General features: G+C 38.0%; 23 protein-coding genes. 10 read left to right on the forward strand and 13 right to left on the reverse strand.

The features are described from left to right. Positions 1-31 precede the first annotated feature (31 nt). Positions 32-1,297: an acetyl-CoA hydrolase/transferase family protein gene (locus tag DN064_RS03830; protein WP_115461272.1), complete on the forward strand. Its 1,266-nt coding sequence runs from the start codon at positions 32-34 to the stop codon at positions 1,295-1,297. A gap of 1 nt (position 1,298) precedes the next feature. Here the strand turns inward: DN064_RS03830 and DN064_RS03835 are convergent, their stop codons facing one another. Beyond that, positions 1,299-1,709, reverse strand: a complete 411-nt coding sequence (locus DN064_RS03835) for a BT0820 family HAD-type phosphatase (RefSeq protein ID WP_115461273.1) — start codon at positions 1,707-1,709, stop codon at positions 1,299-1,301. A 31-nt stretch (positions 1,710-1,740) separates the two neighbouring features. Next, positions 1,741-3,267, reverse strand: coding sequence for a 2,3-bisphosphoglycerate-independent phosphoglycerate mutase (gene gpmI / locus DN064_RS03840; RefSeq protein WP_115461274.1), 1,527 nt, complete (start codon positions 3,265-3,267; stop codon positions 1,741-1,743). Positions 3,268-3,607: 340 nt separating this feature from the next. On the opposite strand from gpmI, the gene DN064_RS03845 reads away from it, so the two are divergent. Further along, positions 3,608-4,030, forward strand: a complete 423-nt coding sequence (locus DN064_RS03845) for a GNAT family N-acetyltransferase (RefSeq protein ID WP_115461275.1) — start codon at positions 3,608-3,610, stop codon at positions 4,028-4,030. Here the strand turns inward: DN064_RS03845 and pepE are convergent. After that, complete coding sequence (gene pepE / locus DN064_RS03850) at positions 4,027-4,734, reverse strand: dipeptidase PepE (protein WP_115461276.1); 708 nt, start codon at positions 4,732-4,734, stop codon at positions 4,027-4,029. The genes DN064_RS03845 and pepE overlap by 4 nt on opposite strands. Before the next feature lie 99 nt (positions 4,735-4,833). Here pepE and DN064_RS03855 point away from each other — a divergent pair, with 99 nt between their 5' ends. The 5 genes from DN064_RS03855 to DN064_RS03875 all read left to right on the forward strand — a co-directional run bounded on the left by DN064_RS03855 (position 4,834) and on the right by DN064_RS03875 (position 9,673). Beyond that, complete coding sequence (locus tag DN064_RS03855) at positions 4,834-5,643, forward strand: carboxypeptidase-like regulatory domain-containing protein (protein WP_115461277.1); 810 nt, start codon at positions 4,834-4,836, stop codon at positions 5,641-5,643. Next, entirely contained in the window at positions 5,633-6,445 is an 813-nt protein-coding gene (locus DN064_RS03860; protein WP_115461278.1) for a carboxypeptidase-like regulatory domain-containing protein, read from the forward strand. Before DN064_RS03855 ends, DN064_RS03860 begins: the two co-directional genes overlap by 11 nt. Next, positions 6,438-6,947, forward strand: a complete 510-nt coding sequence (locus DN064_RS03865; protein WP_115461279.1) for a DUF6702 family protein — start codon at positions 6,438-6,440, stop codon at positions 6,945-6,947. Before DN064_RS03860 ends, DN064_RS03865 begins: the two co-directional genes overlap by 8 nt. 67 nt (positions 6,948-7,014) lie before the next feature. Then, positions 7,015-9,303, forward strand: coding sequence for a M1 family aminopeptidase (locus DN064_RS03870; RefSeq protein WP_115461379.1), 2,289 nt, complete (start codon positions 7,015-7,017; stop codon positions 9,301-9,303). A gap of 79 nt (positions 9,304-9,382) precedes the next feature. Then, positions 9,383-9,673 carry a Sec-independent protein translocase subunit TatA/TatB gene (locus DN064_RS03875; RefSeq protein WP_115461280.1) on the forward strand — a complete coding sequence of 97 codons (291 nt, stop codon included), beginning with the start codon at positions 9,383-9,385 and terminating at the stop codon, positions 9,671-9,673. A gap of 2 nt (positions 9,674-9,675) precedes the next feature. Here the strand turns inward: DN064_RS03875 and DN064_RS03880 are convergent, their stop codons facing one another. From DN064_RS03880 to kynU, 8 genes are read right to left on the reverse strand one after another with little or no spacing between them, the layout of a single operon-like run. Next, complete coding sequence (locus DN064_RS03880) at positions 9,676-10,314, reverse strand: O-methyltransferase (RefSeq protein ID WP_115461281.1); 639 nt, start codon at positions 10,312-10,314, stop codon at positions 9,676-9,678. A gap of 1 nt (position 10,315) precedes the next feature. After that, complete coding sequence (locus DN064_RS03885) at positions 10,316-11,401, reverse strand: amidohydrolase family protein (protein ID WP_115461282.1); 1,086 nt, start codon at positions 11,399-11,401, stop codon at positions 10,316-10,318. Positions 11,402-11,433: 32 nt separating this feature from the next. Further along, positions 11,434-11,910, reverse strand: coding sequence for a 3-hydroxyanthranilate 3,4-dioxygenase (locus tag DN064_RS03890; protein ID WP_115461283.1), 477 nt, complete (start codon positions 11,908-11,910; stop codon positions 11,434-11,436). 22 nt (positions 11,911-11,932) lie between these two features. Continuing rightward, positions 11,933-12,703 carry an SDR family oxidoreductase gene (locus DN064_RS03895; RefSeq protein ID WP_115461284.1) on the reverse strand — a complete coding sequence of 257 codons (771 nt, stop codon included), beginning with the start codon at positions 12,701-12,703 and terminating at the stop codon, positions 11,933-11,935. Then, the gene (locus DN064_RS03900; RefSeq protein ID WP_115461285.1) at positions 12,704-14,143 is read right to left on the reverse strand and encodes an aldehyde dehydrogenase; all 1,440 of its coding nucleotides are present in this window, start codon (positions 14,141-14,143) and stop codon (positions 12,704-12,706) included. Position 14,144: 1 nt separating this feature from the next. Beyond that, on the reverse strand, positions 14,145-14,549 hold the full coding sequence (locus DN064_RS03905) for a RidA family protein (protein ID WP_115461380.1): 405 nt from the start codon (positions 14,547-14,549) through the stop codon (positions 14,145-14,147). Positions 14,550-14,553: 4 nt separating this feature from the next. Beyond that, on the reverse strand, positions 14,554-15,966 hold the full coding sequence (locus DN064_RS03910; RefSeq protein WP_115461286.1) for an FAD-dependent oxidoreductase: 1,413 nt from the start codon (positions 15,964-15,966) through the stop codon (positions 14,554-14,556). Then, positions 15,967-17,235 carry a kynureninase gene (gene kynU, locus DN064_RS03915; RefSeq protein WP_115461287.1) on the reverse strand — a complete coding sequence of 423 codons (1,269 nt, stop codon included), beginning with the start codon at positions 17,233-17,235 and terminating at the stop codon, positions 15,967-15,969. Positions 17,236-17,347: 112 nt separating this feature from the next. On the opposite strand from kynU, the gene DN064_RS03920 reads away from it, so the two are divergent. After that, on the forward strand, positions 17,348-17,767 hold the full coding sequence (locus DN064_RS03920) for a (4Fe-4S)-binding protein (RefSeq protein ID WP_115461288.1): 420 nt from the start codon (positions 17,348-17,350) through the stop codon (positions 17,765-17,767). A 139-nt stretch (positions 17,768-17,906) separates the two neighbouring features. Here the strand turns inward: DN064_RS03920 and DN064_RS03925 are convergent, their stop codons facing one another. Next, on the reverse strand, positions 17,907-18,587 hold the full coding sequence (locus DN064_RS03925) for a hypothetical protein (RefSeq protein WP_115461289.1): 681 nt from the start codon (positions 18,585-18,587) through the stop codon (positions 17,907-17,909). Between the two features lie 40 nt (positions 18,588-18,627). Here DN064_RS03925 and DN064_RS03930 point away from each other — a divergent pair, with 40 nt between their 5' ends. Beyond that, the gene (locus DN064_RS03930) at positions 18,628-19,431 is read left to right on the forward strand and encodes a class I SAM-dependent methyltransferase (RefSeq protein WP_115461290.1); all 804 of its coding nucleotides are present in this window, start codon (positions 18,628-18,630) and stop codon (positions 19,429-19,431) included. Here DN064_RS03930 and msrA read toward each other — a convergent pair. Then, positions 19,428-20,093, reverse strand: a complete 666-nt coding sequence (gene msrA, locus DN064_RS03935; RefSeq protein WP_115461291.1) for a peptide-methionine (S)-S-oxide reductase MsrA — start codon at positions 20,091-20,093, stop codon at positions 19,428-19,430. The genes DN064_RS03930 and msrA overlap by 4 nt on opposite strands. A 202-nt stretch (positions 20,094-20,295) precedes the next feature. Between msrA and DN064_RS03940 the strand changes: the two genes are divergently transcribed. Beyond that, positions 20,296-20,571, forward strand: coding sequence for a co-chaperone GroES (locus DN064_RS03940; RefSeq protein ID WP_115461292.1), 276 nt, complete (start codon positions 20,296-20,298; stop codon positions 20,569-20,571). Positions 20,572-20,596 lie beyond the last annotated feature (25 nt).

The following is a 20,596-nucleotide window of genomic DNA, read 5'->3' on the forward strand; positions in this document are numbered from 1 at the left end:
GTAATTTTGCTTCTATTCAAATAGGAAAATCATGTTTAAAACAGTAAGTGCAGCAGAAGCGCTCAAAGTGGTAAAATCAAATGATAAAGTATACTTGCAGGCTGCGGCAGCCGCCCCACAGGTATTGATAAAAGCCCTAGTCGAAAGACATGAAGAGTTGGAAAATGTTGAAATATGCCAATTGCATACTGAAGGTGAGGCTCCTTATGCAGACCCTAAGTATGCCAAGAGTTTTCATGTAAATTCATTCTTTATCGGCAGAAATGTAAGGCATACCCTAAAGGCTGGCAACGGATCTTATACTCCCGTGTTTTTGAGTGAATTACCGTTGTTGTTTAAACGCAATATTGTAGATATTCAAGTTGCTCTTATACATGTATCTGTCCCTGATAAGCATGGGTATTGCTCTCTTGGTGTTTCGGTTGAAGCGACGCTTGCAGCAATTGAGAATGCAAGTTATGTGATTGCTCAGGTTAACAAACAGATGCCAAGAACTTTTGGTGACGGAATTATTCACGTTACTGAAGTAGATGCCTTTGTTGAATGTGATGAGCCAATTCCTTCTCATGCTCCTATTGTGCCCAATGAAATTGAAACTAAAATTGGCGATTTTGTTGCCGGACTTATTGAGGATAGAAGTACTCTTCAGATGGGTATTGGTAATATTCCTGATGCTGTTTTGTCGAGATTACATAACCATAAAGACCTCGGTCTACATACCGAGATGTTCTCGGATGGTGTTATAGACCTAATTCTAAAAGACGTGATTAATGGTAACTACAAGGGAATTGACCCTGGTAGAGCATTGGCAACTTTTTTAATGGGGTCTAAGCGACTTTATGATTACGTGGACAATAATCCTTTTGTAGAACTGCGATCATCGGATTATGTAAACGATGTTAGTGTAATAAAACAAAACCCGAGAATGGTGGCCATTAACTCTGCGATTGAGGTTGATGTCACAGGACAGGTGTGTGCCGATTCTTTTGGAAGTAGAATGTATTCAGGGGTAGGTGGTCAAATGGATTTTATTCGTGGGGCCTCCTTAAGTGAAGGTGGTAAGGCTATAATTGCATTACCCTCAGCAACAAGAAAAGGGGTAAGTCGTATTGTTCCTTCTTTAAAAACTGGTGCAGGTGTAGTAACAACTAGAGCACACATCCATTATGTGGTAACAGAATATGGTATTGCTAACTTGTATGGAAAGACCATTAAAGAACGCGTGAAAGCTTTAGTCAATATAGCCCACCCAGATCATAGAGAACAAATAGATCGAGAATATTTCAAATTAATGTAAGTTATTTAAACCAACCCAGAAATCCTTTTCTGGGCTTAAGTTTACGATGCTCTGGAACCTCGTTGGTAACAATTTGATAGATTTCGCCCCATCCAAGAATACCTCCAATATTTCGGTCATCGATAAACAGATCAGCGTTGATCTTTCGTGATTTAGATTCATCAAATTGTTCCTCTGGGTAACTGCAGTTAACGGCATAGAAAACGATGCCATTTTGTTCACAAAATTTTACAGCCTCATCCAACCGTTGCCCGTTTCTATAGGTCCATAGGATCAGACGATGACCATCTTCTCTAAACCGTTTTAGAGTTTCAAATGCAAATAATTTAGGCTTACCAATATCAGGATAAGCATCTTCTACAATGGTGCCATCAAAATCTACAGCTATTATTAATCGGTTTTGAAACTGCATAAAAGGAGCTTAAAAAAACAAATATAGCAGTTTAGGCTTCAGAAATTAAAGAATGCTGCGTCATAATATCAGGCTTAGGAATTCCCATCAAATCCAAAATGGTTGGGGCCAGGTCCCCAAGAATACCATCATTTATTTGTTTTAAATCCTTGTCGATTAAAATAATAGGGACAGGGTTAGTGGTGTGGGCGGTGTGAGGTGATCCATCAGGGTTTACCATAGTTTCACAGTTACCGTGATCAGCGATTAACAACGTTGTGTAATTATGTTCCAAAGCGGCAGTAACAACGTCGCGAACACAGGCATCAACAGCTTCACATGCTTTAATGGCCGCTTCCATTACCCCTGTATGACCAACCATATCACCATTGGCAAAATTTAGACATACAAAATCAGCTGATTCATTTTCCAATTCCGGAACCAACGCATCTCTTAGCTCATAGGCACTCATTTCTGGTTTTAGATCGTATGTAGCTACTTTTGGAGAGTTTCTAAGAATACGTGTTTCACCTTCAAATTCGGTTTCTCTTCCTCCTGAAAAGAAAAATGTAACATGTGGGTATTTTTCGGTCTCTGCTATTCTAATTTGTCTTTTATTATTTTTCTCTAATACTTCACCAAGGGTTTCAGTTAAGTTATCCTTTTTAAAGATGACTTCAATACCTTCAAAATTGTCATCATAATTAGTCATGGTCACATAATACAACTTCAATTTATGCATATTCTGTTCATGAAAGTCATTTTGAGACAAGACTTGTGTTAGCTGGCGTCCACGGTCTGTTCTAAAATTGAAAAATATAATTACATCCCCTTCATCAACTGTTGCTTGTGGCTGATCATCACTGCCATGAATCACTATTGGTTTAATAAATTCATCAGTAACATCATTTTCGTAACTATCCTGAATGGATTTTAAAACATCTTTTGAAACCGTGCCCTGCCCATTTACAATAGCATCATAGGCAAGTTTAACACGCTCCCAACGTTTATCACGATCCATGGCATAATAACGTCCAGTAACGGTAGCTAAATGACCACCAGTCTCCGATAATTTATCTTGTAGCTCTGATATGAAGCCATACCCTGATTTAGGGTCTACATCCCTGCCATCAGTAAAAGCATGAACAAAGACATCGTCTACTTGCTGTTCTTTAGCAGCATCCAATAGTCCAAATAAGTGATTGATATGAGAATGCACTCCTCCATCACTGACCAGACCGAGAAAATGTACCTTTTTGTTATTAGCCTTGGCATAGTCAAATGCATTTTTTAATTCAGGCATGGTACCTATTGATCTGTCCTTGACAGCTAAATTTATTTTTACTAAATCCTGATAGACAATACGTCCTGCACCAAGATTCATATGACCTACTTCACTATTTCCCATTTGCCCTTCTGGTAATCCCACGTTTAAGCCATCTGTTCGCAGACTGGCACTTGGATATTTTGTATAGAGACTGTCAATGAATTGGGTATTGGCATGATCTATGGCTGAGACCTCTGGATCGGGTGATTTACCCCAGCCATCCAGTATCATTAAGATTACTTTTTTGTTCATTATCTACAACTTTTATTCAAAAATATAACATCAGCGTTTAAGATTGCATTATTTGAGATTAAAAAAGAATTACTAAACGAGCCCTTAAAGAGGCTAATTCTTTAGTAATGTATTAACAGATTTGTTTACAAACAGTTAAACTTATGTTATGAATAGATTTTGATTGTAACAAATTCAAAGTTTTGGCGTCTATTTGTATAGAAATCAGACATTCGTTAGTGTTTTGATTTTTCACATATATTTCCTAAATAAGGTAATTATTTGAGTTAGTTAGTTAGAAAAAAAGCGTCCATAAGATTGGGCGCTTTTTTTATTGTAAATTTTAACTTAAAATAATAAAATGTTTGACTTTCAAATATTAGATCCTAAGCACATTAATAAAGTTATACCCTTAGTTTATGAATTAAACGAGGGAAAGATAGGGGTAGAAATTCTTGAGCAGCGGTTTTCAGAAATGATAAATCAAAATTATGAGTGTGCAGTAGTTTGGACCAATAAAACTATAGTTGGGGTTACAGGTTTATGGTTCTGTACGCGACATTATATTGGTAAATCTGTTGAAATGGATCATGTTTATATACTGCCAGAGTATCGAGGGCAGGGACTAGGCGAACAATTTGTCTATTGGATTAAAGACTATGTAAAGTCTAAGGGTTTTAAAAGTTTGGAATTAAATACCTATGTAAACAACTATGCCTCCCATAAATTTTATTACAACCAGGGCTTTGAAATTTTAGGCTACCATTTTTTAAGTAAACTCTAATTCTCCATTTTAAAATTGGTGCCTGTGGGAACTTCGTAGGAAGGTTGATTCGCTTTAAACACCCGTGCACTGTGATGGCCTTTTAAAATTAAGTCATCTTCAGAGACCTTAATCCAACTTCCTTCGCGTAAGCCGATAACAGAAATATCATTTTGACTGTGAAATTCCTGTATTCGTTTTTCTCGGGTTTCACCCATGTGAATACTAGATGGGTCTGGATCTAAATAATGCGGATTTATGTTGAATGGCAAAATTCCTAAGGTCTTAAAACTAGGGGGATAAACTATTGGCATATCATTGGTGGTCTTCATATTGAGACCACAAATATTACTACCAGCACTAGTGCCCAAATATGGAATGCCCTCCTCAATGGTATGTTTAAGGTGAGCCATCAAATCAAGTTGATGTAATTGCTTCACTAAAACAAAGGTATTACCGCCACCGGTAAAGATCCCCTTGGCGGTCTTAATTGCTGAAATAGGGTCTTCGATGCTATGAATGCCGGTAACCGTTTTATTTATTTTGGTAAATGCTGACTGAGCTATCTGGGTATAACTATCATGTGATATGCCTCCTGGTCTGGCATAGGGAATGAAAAGAATTTCATTGGTGTTAAGGAATAGATTTTCAAGTTCTGGAAGCAAATATTCCAAATAAGATTCCCCATGAAGTGTCGAGGTGCTGGCAACAATAAGCTGTTTCAAATCTAAATTTTTGTAAATTTAAAGTATTGGAGAGTTTAACAAAAATTTACCTCCTGTAACTATGTGTAAAAGATTAGATGTTCCGAAATTCACAACATCATGAAGTCTGCTATGAAAATCCGTCTTATTACTTATTGCTTCTTTTTTATCAGTATTGTGCTTACTGCACAGGATGAACGGCAGGAGATCAGTGGTCGCGTTTATGTTAAATCCAATGAACTTGAAGGTATTACTGTATTTAATACTAGCTCAAAACAGGGGACTGTTACAGATGAAAACGGTAGATTTACAATTGAGGCTAGAATTAATGATGTGCTAGAATTTAGTGCCCTTCAGTTTAAGGACTTTTCTATTATAGTCAGTCAAAGAATAATGGATTCTAAAAAGATGACGGCAATGCTGGTTGAAGATGTGAACAAGCTCGATGAGGTAGTTATTTTACCTTACGATTTATCCGGGAGTTTAAATGCGGATTTAAATTCAGTAAGAACTTATAACGTAGATATGGACTCTATTTATACTGGAGTTCAGGATACAGAAAAGTACCGTCTTGCCGCTGACGACGCTACAAAAGTAGACAATGCTGCCGTTAGAGATCAATTGCCTTCAATGGAAAATGGCTTGAATCTTATTAACCTTGTTGGCTTAATGATTAAGCCTTTTAAGAAGAAAAAGCTTGATAAAAGCTTGGCAGAAATTCCAACTGGTACTCTTGAAACCAGATATGATGCAGAGTTTTTGGAAACTTACTTTAAAGTTCCAAGGGCTCGCTCAGGAGAGTTTTTGGTTTACGTTGAGGAAAAAGGAGTCCGTGCTGAATTATGGCAAGAAGAGCGCGAATTAGAATTATTAGAACTCCTTTATCAAGAAAGTGTACTTTTCTTAGACCCTAGTTTAATTGAAGATTAAGACTTTAATTTCCATTTTTTTTATTTGTATTTCTTGGTCCTTGCTTGGGCAAGAACGCACTATTTCTGGGGTTGTAATTGGTAATGAAGATGTAGATGGGATACATGTCCTAAACAAAACAGCACTAAAATTTACCATTACAGATACAGATGGTAGTTTTTCTATCCTTGCCCGGTTAGGAGATACGCTGACGTTTTCAAGCTTAAGATATGAGCAAAAGGAAGTATTAATTGATAACAGAATACTCAATCAAAATGTGCTGATAGTAAAGCTTAAGGAGAAAATTAATGAGTTGGATGAAGTTGTAGTAGGTAAGATTTTAACTGGGAGCTTAACATCTGATCTTGAGAATTTTAAAGTTGAGAAAGAAATCAACTTTTATGATTTAGGGATTCCTGGCTACACCGGAAAGCCTAAAACTCAACAAGAGCGGCGACTCAATGAGGCCACTACTGGAGGTGGTATTGTGCCACTCAATCCAATTTTAAACTGGATTTCGGGCCGGACCAAACGTCTAAAGAGTAATATTCGTATTGAGAAGGATGCTGTTTGCCTTCTGCGATTTCGAGACAATTATGAGGCGCTCTTGTTTGAAAAACAATCCTTAGACGAAGACTTGAAAGTTGAATATTTTTACTTTTGCTCGGAAAGCGAGGGCTTTTCTCGACTTTGCGATTTAGGTGACCCTATAAGTATGATTGATTTTTTTAACGAGAAACTCATAATATTTAAAGAGAATGCGGCACTAAGAGAAGGAGTCAAAGAAGTTAGAGAAATTGAAGAAAAGAAAAAGAATGACTAAGATTTCAAGATTAATTTTAATTGTAATTGGGTTTGTTTTATTCACCGCAGTATCCTCTAAGCATGAGTATTATGTGAGTGTAACTAGAGTTGAACATGTACCATCCCAAAATTCGGTTCAAATCATAACACAAATATTTATTGATGATTTTGAAGCCTTATTACAAAAACGATATGATGACAATATTGTTTTAGCTATAGAAGATGAATTAGAAATGGTTGAAAGCTACATGCAGCGCTATTTGAAGGATAAACTGAGATTTCTGATTAATGGTAATGAACACAACTTTGTTTTTATTGGGAAAAAGTACGAAGATGATATCGTTTACTGCTATCTGGAAATTGAAGATATTGCTACCATTAAGAACATGAGAATTTCTAATGAAATATTATGTGATTTGTATCAAGAACAAGAGAATATTGTAAGAACAAAAATTAATTCTAAGAATAAGAGTTTTATTCTCAACAAAGCCAATATAGAGGCAGTGTTAAACTTTAATTAATTCCCGAGTCTACTTGACTTATTTTTCTATTTTAGGCATCATTTTAAAAAAATTCGAAATTCCAATCATGAAAATTTTCAAACTTTTTCTAGCAGTCTTTTTAGTTTCTGCTGTAAGTGTTAATGCACAAGAGCAAGAACAAAAAGAACGCAAACCAGGTCATACTAATAACAATAAGTTCAAGCAGTTGTATGATGAGTTCGCAACTCCTAACATGTTTAGAACTGGATCAGGTGCACCTGGGCCTGCTTATTATCAGCAACAAGCTGATTACAAAATGGACATCGAAATCGATGACGATTTAGCAAGACTTAATGGTGAAGAAGTTATTACCTATACCAATAACTCGCCAGATGAATTAAAATATTTATGGGTGCAGTTAGACCAGAACATGAGAGCCCCAGATTCAAAATCCCCATTAATTAATGGAAGTGGTTTTGGACCTGCAACAACAGTGTCAAGAGCTGCTAACGGCTACTTAAGAGAACCATTAGAACGAGGGTTCAATATCATGCATGTTAAGGATACAAAAGGAAATGACCTATCGCACATGATCAATAGGACTATGATGCGTGTAGAATTACCTCAAACGATGAAAACAGGAGATAAATTTTCGTTTTCTATCAAATGGTGGTATAACATCAATGATCATGTTAAAGAAGGTGGTCGCTCTGGTTATGAGTATTTCCCAGAAAACGATAACCGAATCTATGTGGTATCTCAATTCTATCCAAGAATGGCGGTCTACAATGATGTAGAGGGATGGCAAAATTCTCAATTCTGGGGGCGTGATGAGTTTGCATTACCCTTTGGAAATTTCGATGTAAATATTACAGTTCCTGCAGATCATATTCTGGACGGTACAGGATATTTGACTAATAGGGAAGAGGTCTTTACTAAAGAAATGATGAAGCGTTACAAGCAGGCCAAAAAGTCTTATGATAAGCCTGTTGTAATTGTTACACAAGAAGAAGCAGAGCGCGCAGAAAAATCAAAAAGCAAGGACAAGAAGACTTGGAAACTGTCAGCTCAAATGGTAAGAGACTTTGGTTTTGCTACGTCTAGAAAATTCTTATGGGATATGATGGCTGTGAAACTTGATACCAAAGATGTTATGGCGGTATCCCTGTATTCAAAAGAGGGTAACCCATTATGGGGTGAATGGTCCACAAGAGCGGTAGCATCTACATTAAAGTCGTATTCAAGAATGACATTTGACTACCCTTACCATAAGGCCATTTCTGCTCATGCACCAATGGGTATGGAATATCCAATGATCTCTTACAATTTTGGAAGACCGGATAAAAATGGAAACTATACAGAACGTACAAAGTTTGGAATGATCAGTGTAATTATCCACGAGGTTGGTCACAACTGGTTTCCAATGATTGTGAATAGTGACGAACGTCAGTGGACTTGGATGGACGAAGGACTAGATACCTTCTGCCAATACGTTGCAGAGCAAGATTTTGGTGAGTGGCATCCAGAGGCCCTTTCTGCTGATATGAAAGCGTATCCATCACGAAGAGGACCAGCAGCTAATATTGTACGTTACATGGGTGGTGATCAAGATTACATAGCTCCAATCATGTCTAAGGGACTTAATACCTACCAGTTTGGTAATAACGCTTATGGCAAACCAGGAACGGCATTAAACATCCTAAGAGAGACGGTTATGGGGAGAGAGTTGTTTGATTATGCTTTTAAAGAATATGCAAATCGTTGGAAGTTTAAGCACCCAACTCCTGAGGATTTCTTCCGTACTATGGAAGACGCTTCAGCCATGGATCTTGATTGGTTCTGGAGAGGATGGTTCTACAGCACGGATTATACGGATATTGGTGTGAAAGAGGTAAAGAAATTTGCCGTTACAACTAATCCAACAGAACAAGGAAAGCAAATTGCTGAACGTTATAATATAGATCCAAACAGTCTAGTGTATTTTGTTGAAGAAGGTACCGAAGGTTATGAAGAGGCAAGCGCTGGCGATATGGCAGAATTACCAACCGTGAAGGAGTTTATCATGGACAATTTTTCGGAGGAACAACAAGGTGAGATAAAGTCTCCTAAGTATTTCTATCAGGTGACTTACGATAAGCCAGGAGGTCTAGTAATGCCATTGATTGTTGAGTATACTTATGCAGATGGAACTACAAAAAGAGAAACATTCCCAGCACAGATATGGAGACTAAACGACACTGAGGTAAGTAGAGCAATTGCAAGTGAAAAAGAGATTGTGTCAATTCAAGTTGATCCAGATTTAGAAACTGCGGATGTTGATACCTCTAATAACTCATGGCCAAGAGAAATCAAGCAAAGTGAATTTGAGCAATTTAAAAATCAAGTGAAGAACTAATTCACTTATTCAATATAAAAAATGCCGACTTATTTAAGTCGGCATTTTTATTTAAGAAAAGTCAAGCTATCTTTGCAGCATGTTAGCAGGAACAATGTTTTTATTTATTGGTGGGTCCGAAATCATCTTCATTCTATTTATAGTAGTGATGTTTTTTGGTGCTGATAAAATCCCTGAAATTGCGCGTGGATTAGGTAAGGGCATGCGAACTCTAAAGGATGCTACCAATGATATAAAGCATGAAGTAACAAAAAGTGCTAAGGATCAGGGCGTGATTGATACAAAAGTTACTCAAGATATCAATCAGGAAATTAACAAAGTCAAGGATGAGATCGATGATCTTACAGGATCCATCCGGAGAAAAATGTAATCTTAAATCTTTCTGCTAAGTGTTATGCCGTCTCTTACTGGCAACATTACTGATTCCATTTCTGGATGTTCTTTTATCATTCTATTGAATTTTGTCAATGCCTTAGTGGATTCGTCTGTATGTTTATCTGGATCGAGAACCTTTCCATGCCAAAGTACATTGTCAGAGAGTATAATACCACCTTTATTGAGCATTCCAATTATTAAGTTGAGGTAGTTAGGGTAATTGGGTTTATCAGCATCGATAAATATAAGATCAAAGGTGGAGTTAAGTTCTGGGATGATATCAAGGGCATTCCCAATATGCTGAACTATTTGATGACCTCTTCCAGATTTATCAAAGTATTTACGTTGAATGCCATAAAGCTCTTCATTTATATCAATAGTATGTATAATGCCGTTTTCTGAAAGACCCTCTAAAAGGCATAGTGTGGAATAGCCTGTATAAGTACCAATTTCCAGAATACTCTTAGGGTTAACAAGTTTGGATAGAATACTTAAAAATTTCCCTTGATAAGCACCAGATAACATAATGGGCTGTAATACTTTTTGATAAGTCTCACGTTCTAACTCATCAAGCAATTGGGAAGGGGCGGAAGAATGTGCCTCTAGATAATCATTTAAAGATTCTGAGATAATCACACTAAGAGGTAATTCTATTAATTAGTTTATCCTTGGCTTTTTGATCGTCTCCACACAACCATTGAAGAATATTATCTTGCCAAATGTCCTCACTTTCTTCTCGTGTTATAATATCTCGTTCTATGGCAAGGTCTAGTATTTTTCCAGGATAGGAAGATTGCTTGTCACTCTCCATTTCACCAAGGGGGTACGGATCATCAAGCCCCATGATGACCTGTTTAGATGTTTGATTTTTGATCAATAGTTCCAGAGATCCTGTATCGTGGACCAGGGTATCAAAGAAAATATTCTCGTGCGCGACGGCTTTTCTAGGGTGTTCCATACCCTCAAATAAATCTGGTCTGCCATCAAAGCCTTGAATGCGTCGACCTAAATTAATCTGGGCTAACTGTCCTCCATGAGCGAAACAGACACGCATATTCGGATATTTATTATAATAGCCGTTGAGGGTCAAGAAATGATAGGCATCAGCGCATTGAGCCAACATCCATATCAAATGAAAACGCCAGGAAGTATTTTCCAGTTTTATAAATTTTTCACCATCATAAGGGTGGATTTCGATGGCTAAATTGTACTTGTTGGCCAGCTCAAAAATAGGTTCATTTTCTTCATCAAAAATACAACGCCATGTGCCAATAGTATCCATGTAGTGGGTGGGCAGGCAAAGTAATTGCATTCCTAGTACTTCAACGCAACGCTCAATCTCCCAGCAGGCTCCTCTAACAAATCCAGGATGTACAACAAATCCACAAGTAAACTTACTTGGGTGTTCATGCTGAATACGTGCATTAAAATCATTCTGAAATCGGAGGGCTTGCTTCATCTCCTCCAAACGTAAACCATTACCGTAAAGCTGCGATAAATTAAGGACAACTGCATGATCAATCTTAAAATGATCCATCCATGCTAGTTTTTCATTTAAGAAGAAACTTGAATCTGTAATAGGCCTATTCCAATCCTTCTGAAGCATATATTTACGGTCTTTATCAACCCAAAAAATACCCTTATCCTTCATGAATTGAGGAATCTCTTCAGGGTAGGGAAGAAGGTGTGAATGTCCGTTTATTCTTAATTTACGTTGTTTCATAGGGCGTTTAGAGATCCTTATTTTGGACGGAACTACTTTTTGATGGTATTGTTATATCGATCAAAAATTTCAGGTAAATCTGTTTCAATATTAGCTAGGGTAAATTCTTCTTCATAAACCAAACTTCCATCCTTATCAGAATACCATTGTAATTTGTCTTTTACTCCTTCGGGTCTTGGGTATTCTACAACGAGGCCAACAGTATTTGGACCCCGACGAGGTGAATGTGGCACCTTAGCAGGCAATACAAAGATTTCTCCTTCTTTAATTTCAATATCCTTGGGTTCTCCATTATCAATTATCTTCAAGGTAATGTCTCCCTCTAATTGATAAAAGAATTCTGGTGTTTCATTGTAATGGTAATCTGTGCGGCTGTTAGGGCCTCCAACAACCATCACAATAAATTCTCCATCTTTCCAAACCACTTTGTTGCCTACAGGTGGTTTTAACAAATGACGGTTTTCTTCAATCCAAGCTTTAAAATTAATGGGTGGAAATATGGTACTCATGAGCTAAATTATTTATCTAAAGTTACAAAGATTTGGTTCGTCCACCATCTACGGGCAGATTAATTCCATTCAAATAAGACGAACGTTTACTGGCTAAAAAGACTATGGCATCGGCTGTTTCTTCGGGCTGTGCAAAGCGTTTAACGGGTACATAATTTTTCATTATTTCTTCCATTTCTGCGTCTGAGGTACCTTCTCGTTTTGCCTTTGCTTTTATAATTTGATGCAATCTTGCGGTATCCGTAAAACCTGGTAATACATTGTTGACCGTAATGCCAAACTGCCCCAATTCTCCAGCGAGCGTTTTGGCCCAATTCGCAACAGCATTTCTTATTGTGTTACTCACACCTAGGCTCGGGATTGGTTCTTTTACAGAAGTAGAGATGACATTGATTATGCGCCCATAATTTTCAGACTTCATAAACGGCAGACATGCTTTAACTAGGATCTGATTACAAATGACATGCATATTAAAGGCATTTTGAAATTCGTCTAAATCTGCCTCGTGAATAAGACCACTTTTTGGACCTCCGGTATTATTTACAAGTATGTGAAACTTATGGTTGTTTGATAGTGCTTCAGTCAATTCTTCAGGTTTGGAAAAGTCTGCCACAATATAGCCGTGTTGCCCGGGTCCAGGTAGTTCAGATAAAACTTGTTTAAGTACATCCTCGTTCCTGGCAATTAAGGTTACGTTAACCCCTTCATTCGCCAAGGCGATGGCTGTGGCTTTACCAATTCCTTGGGTACTGCCACCAACAAGAGCATTTGTATTAGTTAGTTGTAAATCCATTTAATATTTCAAACATATGTTTTTAGGTTCTGTAAAAAAACGCAGCGCTTCAAATCCACCTTCACGTCCAACACCGCTGTCTTTCATTCCTCCAAAAGGTGTTCTAAGGTCTCTCATCATCCAGGTATTGACCCAAACAATACCAGCTTCTAACCGTTTGGACATGCGCAAAGTCCGTTTCAAATTATTAGTCCACAAGGTGGCCGATAAGCCATATTTAGTACTGTTCGCAAGACTTAACGCTTGCTCTTCAGAATCAAAAGGCATGATACTGACAACGGGTCCAAAAATTTCTTCCTGATTGATATTACAGTCATTAGAGGATACTTCTATAACGGTTGGCTCCATATAGTAACCACCTTCAAAATTTGGAATAGAGAGTTGGTTTCCTCCTGAGAGAATAGTGGCATTTTCATCTTTAGCCTTATCAATATATCCCAAAACCTTTTCAAGGTGTGGTTTAGATACCAAGGCACCTAAATTAGTGTTGGGATCCGATGGATCTCCAACTTTAAGGTTCTTAACTTTAGCGACAAAATCTGCTTTGAATTGCTCATATATACTAGACTCCACTAAAATGCGGCTTCCGCATAAACAGATTTGCCCTTGGTTGGCAAAGGAGGATCTTACCGTGGTATCAAGCATGTTTTCATAATCGCAATCCCCAAAGATGATATTGGGATTTTTACCACCAAGCTCAAGGGATAGTTTTTTAAACATCGGTGCTGCCGTACGGGCAATATGTGCTCCGGTAGAGGTTCCACCTGTGAAACTTATTGCTTTGATATCAGGATGCTCTACAATGGCCTGTCCAGCTGATGTCCCCAATCCGTGTATTATGTTCATCACTCCTTTCGGTAATCCTGCTTCGTTACAAATATCACCAAGTAAAAAAGCTGTTACGGGTGTAACCTCACTGGGTTTAGCGATAACGCAATTGCCCGCAGCTAAGGCTGGAGCAATCTTCCAAGTAAATAAATACAGTGGTAAATTCCAGGGGGATATGCATCCAACAATCCCAATGGGTTGTCTTAAGGTATAATTAATAGCATTTTGACCAGTACTGTCATGACTCTCACTGGCGAATTGTGTAATGGCATTGGCAAAAAATCTGAAATTACTGGCTGCTCTTGGAATGTCAACTGATTTTGCCAAGGCAACAGGCTTTCCATTATCCTTACTCTCGGCCTTGGCTAGCTTTTCTAAATTAGATTCCAGTAATTCCGAAATTTTAATCAGTATACGACTGCGTTCTTCAAGTGTGGTATTGGACCATTGATTAAATGCATTCTTGGCGCTGTTATAGGCCAATTCTACATCCGCTTTAGTCGAATTTGGAATGGATCCATAAACTTGACCATTGGCAGGATTGTAATTGTCCAGCCACTGATCGTTTAGTGGATTTATAAACTCACCATTGATATAGTTTTGAATTTTCAATTTACTGTTTTTTATAAGCCATAACCTTTATTTCGACAACTAGGTCTGGATGCGGTAACTGATGAACCGCTACTGTGGTTCTGGCTGGTCCTGTTTCTTTATCGAAGAAATCGGCATAGGCCTTATTATAACCGGCGAAGTCATTCATATTTACTAAAAATGAGGTCACATCGACCACGTCTTTTAGGCTGGCCCCTTCTAGAGCTAAGTTTTTTTCAATATTCCTTAAAACTTCGCGTGTTTGTACTTCAATATTTAGACGCTTGGTTCCCATCTCATCAATAATATCTACTCCTGCAATACTGTTATCTGCACGCCTTGAACTGGTACCAGAAACAAAAATAAAATCTCCAACGCGTTTAGTATGGGGGTATGCTCCTCTAGGTGTTACTTTCTTTTCACTCATGGTTCTAATGAAGTTTTGCAATTTGATCGTCTTCCAAAATAGCTTTGGTTTCAGATTTTACTTGTTTTAATATGGCTTTTAGATCCTCCTCTGAAGATTCTGAGATGGTTGCGATTTTATTATCTGCTAATAGATTTAATATGGCTTTGTCTTGAGCCCTGCCTTTAAGCATGGCTTCACGATAGCCAATATGCTCATTAAATGTAACCAAACTGTACTTTGAGGAGTAGTCCTTGGGGAAGTTACTTTCCAATGCCATTTCAATTTTTCGTTTTTCTTGAAATAAGGGGTTGGCCACATGGTCTTTCATTTCATGAAAATTATCTATGGCCAGATCTGCAATAGCATCAGTATCCTTTTTTCTAATTCTTCCAAATTCAGAGAATATGGTTTCCCAGTCACCTTCATACTGCTCTAAAATGGCATCAAATTCTACAACATCTTCAAAAGAAGCATTCATTCCCTGACCATAAAAAGGAACTATGGCATGCGCTGAATCTCCCATTAACAGCGTGTTACCCTTGTAATACCAGGGCGAGCATTTAACCGTTCCAAGTGGTGCAGTTGGATTTTCGAAGAAATCGTCAACCAGGTTAGGCATCAACTCCAAAGCATCAGCAAATTCCTCTTTAAAGAATTCAACAACAATTTCAGGTGTCGTAAGATTATTAAAATTGTACTTACCGCCGTCGTATGCCAGAAATAAGGTCACCGTAAAACTACCATCTAAATTTGGTAATGCGATAAGCATGTAATCTCCCCTTGGCCAAATATGTAGTGCATTCTTATAGGTTTTGTAACCCCCTTTGTCATCCGGTAGAATAGTGAGCTCTTTATAACCATGTGTTAGCCAATTCTGAGAAAAACTAAACAGAAACTTACGTTCTAAAAAATAGCTCTTACGCAAGGCTGATCCAGCCCCATCTGTTGCAATAATTACATCAGCATCCTCAACAAAGAATTTTTTGGATTGGAGGTTTTCAAATTGGGCAGTTGTTTTTTCAAAATCCACCGAATGGCATTTAATATCAAAGTGTAGCTTAACGTTATCATGCTGTTCCGCCTCATCTAACAACAGGGCATTAAGACCTTCTCTGGAAACTGAGTTAATGTATTCATGATCTCTGCCACTGTAATTGGAAAGGAATGTATTCCCATCCTTATCATGCAACATACGTCCATTCATAGGGATACATAGGGTTTTTACCTTGTCTTCCAAACCAACAAGTTTCATACCCTTGTTCCCTCGGTCCGAAAATGCTAAATTAATGGAGCGCCCGGCTGAAATTTTGGTTTTACGCATATCTGGACGCATTTCATAAACGGTGACGTTGTAACCACGTTGACCGAGTCTTAAAGCAAGTAAACTTCCACAAAGTCCCGCTCCAATAATTAAGATATTTTGTTGTTTTTCCATTTAGTTAAGCGCTTTTTTTAGACGTTCGACCATTTGAAAGACATCTTCAAAAGAATTATAGAGAGGTACAGGTGCACAGCGTATTACGTCAGGTTCTCGCCAGTCACTGATAACCCCCATGTCCATCAATTGCTTATGTAAACTTCGATCTGCATTTTTAACCTGTATGGACAATTGACAGCCTCGTTCAGTAGGATCTTTTGGTGTTATAATTCTTATACTGCTATTATCCAACGCTTCAATCAGGTACTGGAAATAAGCGGTAAGTTTTTTTGATTTTTCAATAAGGTTAGTCATGCCTGCACTTTCAAACACATCTAATGAGGACCTAATGGCAGCCATGGACAAGATGGGTGGATTGCTCAACTGCCAGCCTTCTGCACCTGGCATCAAATCAAATTCATCGCGCATTTTAAATCGCGTTTGTTTGTTGTGACTCCACCAACCCGTAAAACGGTTGAGCTCTTTGTTATAAGCATGACGTTCATGAACAAATACCCCACTTAAACTACCTGGCCCTGAATTCAAATATTTATAGGAACACCAAATAGCAAAATCTGCACCTGAGGCATGCAATTGCAAGTCTACATTTCCTGCCCCGTGGGCGCAATCAAATCCAACCATACAACCATAGTCATGACCTAGTTTGGTAATTCGTTTTAAATCAAAAAACTGCCCAGTGTAATAGTTTACACCGCCAATCATGACAAGTGCTATTTCCTCACCTTGATCACTTAAAATAGCCTCTAGATCTTCATATCTTGCTAGTTCTTCACCTTCTCTAGAATGCCATAATAAGAGTCCTTCTTTATCATCATAACCGTGGTGACGCAATTGTGATTCAACAGCATATTTGTCAGAAGGAAAAGCATCGGCCTCAATTAAAATTTTATAACGTTTAGAACTAGGTTTGTAAAATGAAGCCATCAATAAATGCAAATTAGCCGTTAAGGTGTTCATGATAACTACCTCAATGGGTTTTGCTCCAACGATTTTGGCCATGGGCTCTGTCAAAAACTCGTGGTAATGTAACCAGGGGTGTTCACCTTGAGTATGACCTTCTACTCCTAAGGAAGCCCAATCATTGAGTTCCTCTTGTATGTAATTTGAGGTGTGTTTTGGTTGCAGGCCTAAAGAATTTCCGCAGAAGTAAATACTATCACTTCCATCCTTGTGTTTTGGGATGAAAAATTGGTTTCTAAAATCCTTTAATGGATCTTTTTTATCCTGTGTTAAAGCAAATTCTAGATGGGTTTGGAAGGTGGTCAAGCGAAATTGTTTTTAATCTCAACAAAAATAGCAATTATCGTGAGAGACTTAGAGGGATTGAGTTTCTAATTGGCTTAAATATTAGCTATCTTTAAAAGAAATTAATTTAATAATGGGAAAGATCAAAGAATACACTAATGGTGAAGTTACTGTTACCTGGGAAGCTGATAAATGCATTCACTCAGCAATTTGCGTCAAGGGATTACCAAATGTTTTTAAGCCCAACGAACGTCCCTGGATAAATATTGATGCGGCTACTACTGATGAGTTAGTAGATCGGATAAAAAAATGTCCAAGTGGGGCTCTAGGGTTTTACATGAATGGGGAGGAAGATCAAACGGCTCAATCCATGGAGACTAAAGTAGAGGTTATGGAAAACGGTCCGCTGCTAGTATATGGTACACTGAAGGTCACTCATAAAGACGGTGCGGAGGAAACAAAGAATCGAACAACTGCATTCTGTAGATGTGGTGCTTCACAAAATAAACCTTATTGCGATGGGGCCCACGTAACCGAGGGCTTTAAGGGATAAAAAAAGCGCTTTGGTAACAAAGCGCTAAGTGAAAATATATGGACGCATAAATGCGGAATGTACATAATTATAGGTCGTTGAACTATTATTCAACTTACAATTGAGGTGGTAAAATTAGGACTTTGTGTGCAGTTTAAAGTTACTCTAATGTTACCCTTACATCTCGAAATTTTAAATTCCATCCTTCACCATTGCGTTTATGACTTGTTGCAATTTTCAAACCATTGAAATCTTCATAGTCTTCGAAAGTGGTTGATAAAGTTGGTTTAGGATCATTTCCTCTTCTAAAAGTCCATTCTCTAATGATGTAATTCTCATCAAAATAAATATCATAGGCATCGCCTGGAGTATACCCTCCCTGACTAGGATAGGTAATGGTAATTTGATCCATGGTAGTTCCGCTAATCGGTGCTTGTGCTGAAATGGGCTCCGAAATGTTTGCACCTTTATCCCAAACAAGCTGAAATGGTATTAATAGCCAAAACTTATCATTGATAAAAGCTCTATCTGCCGCCATAACCGTGCTATCAATCCCTGAGGTATTATAAGTAATCAACTCATCGGGGGTCACTAATGAGACAGTTTTAGTTTGTGGCATCCATTTCCATGATCGTCCTGATCCTTTTATGGTATCTCTGTCTACTGCGAAAGTAAATTCAATTGTGGATACCAGATCCCACTGGTCAATACCGTGCGCTTTCGCTATACGTTCAGGGATTGTTTTTACGTCTGTTGTGTCGACCGTACTCTTTTGATTTTTGTCAGACTTGCATCCAGTGAGTAAAGCAAATAGGCTAAAGAATAGAAGTAGTTGTTTCATTTTTCAAATGATGTTTAATTTTATGCAAAATTAAGCATACATGGAAGATCACCATAATTATTTTGAGACCAACCGAAATACCTGGAATGAAAAGGTAGACGTACATGCTAAAAGCGATATGTATGCCATGGAAGCTTTTAAAGCAGGCACTAACTCTCTTAAGTCTTATGAATTAAGGGCCTTGGGGGATGATGTCAAGGGTAAATCACTGTTGCATTTGCAATGCCATTTTGGACAGGATACCTTGAGTTGGGCGAGGCTAGGAGCAAAGTGTACAGGTATAGATTTAAGTGATCAAGGTATAAGATTAGCTAAGAGCTTAAACAATGAATTGAATTTGGATGCTGAGTTTGTATGTTGTAATGTATTGGAGACCTCCCAAACTATCAAAGAGCAGTTTGACATAGTTTTCACTAGTTATGGTGTCATTGGGTGGTTACCGGATCTTAAACCCTGGGGAAAAATGATTTTTGAACGCCTCAAATCTGGGGGGGTGTTTTATATGGTCGAATTTCATCCCATCCTCTGGATGTTTGATTATCAAACCAACCCACCACAACTCAAATACCACTATAATCAGGACGAAGTTATCTATGAAGAGTATCAAGGTACCTACGCGGATGAGGACTCAGTTATGATGAGTAAGGAATATGGTTGGAACCATGGACTTGGAGACGTTATCTCTTCACTTACCGAGGCAGGACTACATATTGAATTCTTGCGCGAACATGATGAAAGCCCCTATGATGTCTTTCCTGATTTGATAAAAACTAAGGACGGCATGTACAAAATGAAGAATCAACTATACCCAATGATCTTCGAAATAAAAGCGACTAAGCCTTAGTGGCTGTTCGGAGCATCTTTTAAAAGCTCAGGGAATTTAGCCTTGAATCTGTTTAACCTTGGAATGGACACCTTTCTAATGTAGGGCTGGTTGGGGTGTAAACGCTCATAATTTTGATGATAGTCTTCTGCTACCCAAAACTTTTGAAACGGATAAACCTCGGCAGCAATTTCTGCATTTAATTCTTTGGCTAAGGCTCTTTTTTTCTCAAGAATGATCTTTTTTTGAGTCTCATTTTGATAGAAAATGATAGATCTGTATTGAGATCCTCTATCGGGCCCCTGACCATTAACCTGGGTGGGATTCTGAGATCCGAAATAAACATCTACCAGAGAAGCAAAACTTACCACTTCAGGATTGTAAATAACTTCCACAGCTTCTGCATGCCCAGTTCTACCAGTGTTACTAGCTTCATAAGTTGGGTTATTTGTGTAACCACCAGAATAGCCACTAATAACCTCCTCAACACCTTTTACACTTTCATAAATAGCTTCAACACACCAGAAACAACCACTAGCTAAGTAGGCGCGTGCCATGCCATTTTCCAGAGGGACCACTACCGGGTCCGCCTCAATAACGGCTTGCTGTTTAGCATTGACCTGGGCATTATTATGACATCCAAGAAATAGGCTGATACAAAGTGCGAGTAGAATATTTTTCATGATTTTGTTTTTTCTTTTTCAATAGACGGGTAAAAATACAATTCCTTAAAAGGAAGGGTTTTAAAGTTTTGCTAAAAACCTAATAATTACTGCTTAGGTACCAAACTGAAACTTTGTCAGTATTGGTGTCATGGCATAGTTTTAGAACATCGTTTCCCGATTTGTTACAATTTTAATTAACCAAAATAAAAATTCACGAAAAATGAGTGTAAACATTAAACCTTTAGCGGATAGAGTTCTAGTAGAACCTATGGAAGCTGAAACTACTACAGCTTCAGGTATTATTATTCCTGATAATGCCAAAGAAAAACCACAAAAGGGAATTGTTGTTGCCATTGGCAATGGTAAGAAAGATGAGCCTTTAACTGTTAAAGTTGGCGATACGGTACTTTATGGAAAGTATGGTGGCACTGAGTTAAAGTTAGAGGGAAAGGACTATTTAATGATGCGCGAGAGCGATATCCTTGCAATTGTTTAAGTCAATTACATCTCACGAATTAATT

The organism is Winogradskyella aurantiaca, assembly GCF_003362725.1.
In the GTDB taxonomy this organism is placed as follows: domain Bacteria; phylum Bacteroidota; class Bacteroidia; order Flavobacteriales; family Flavobacteriaceae; genus Winogradskyella_A; species Winogradskyella_A aurantiaca.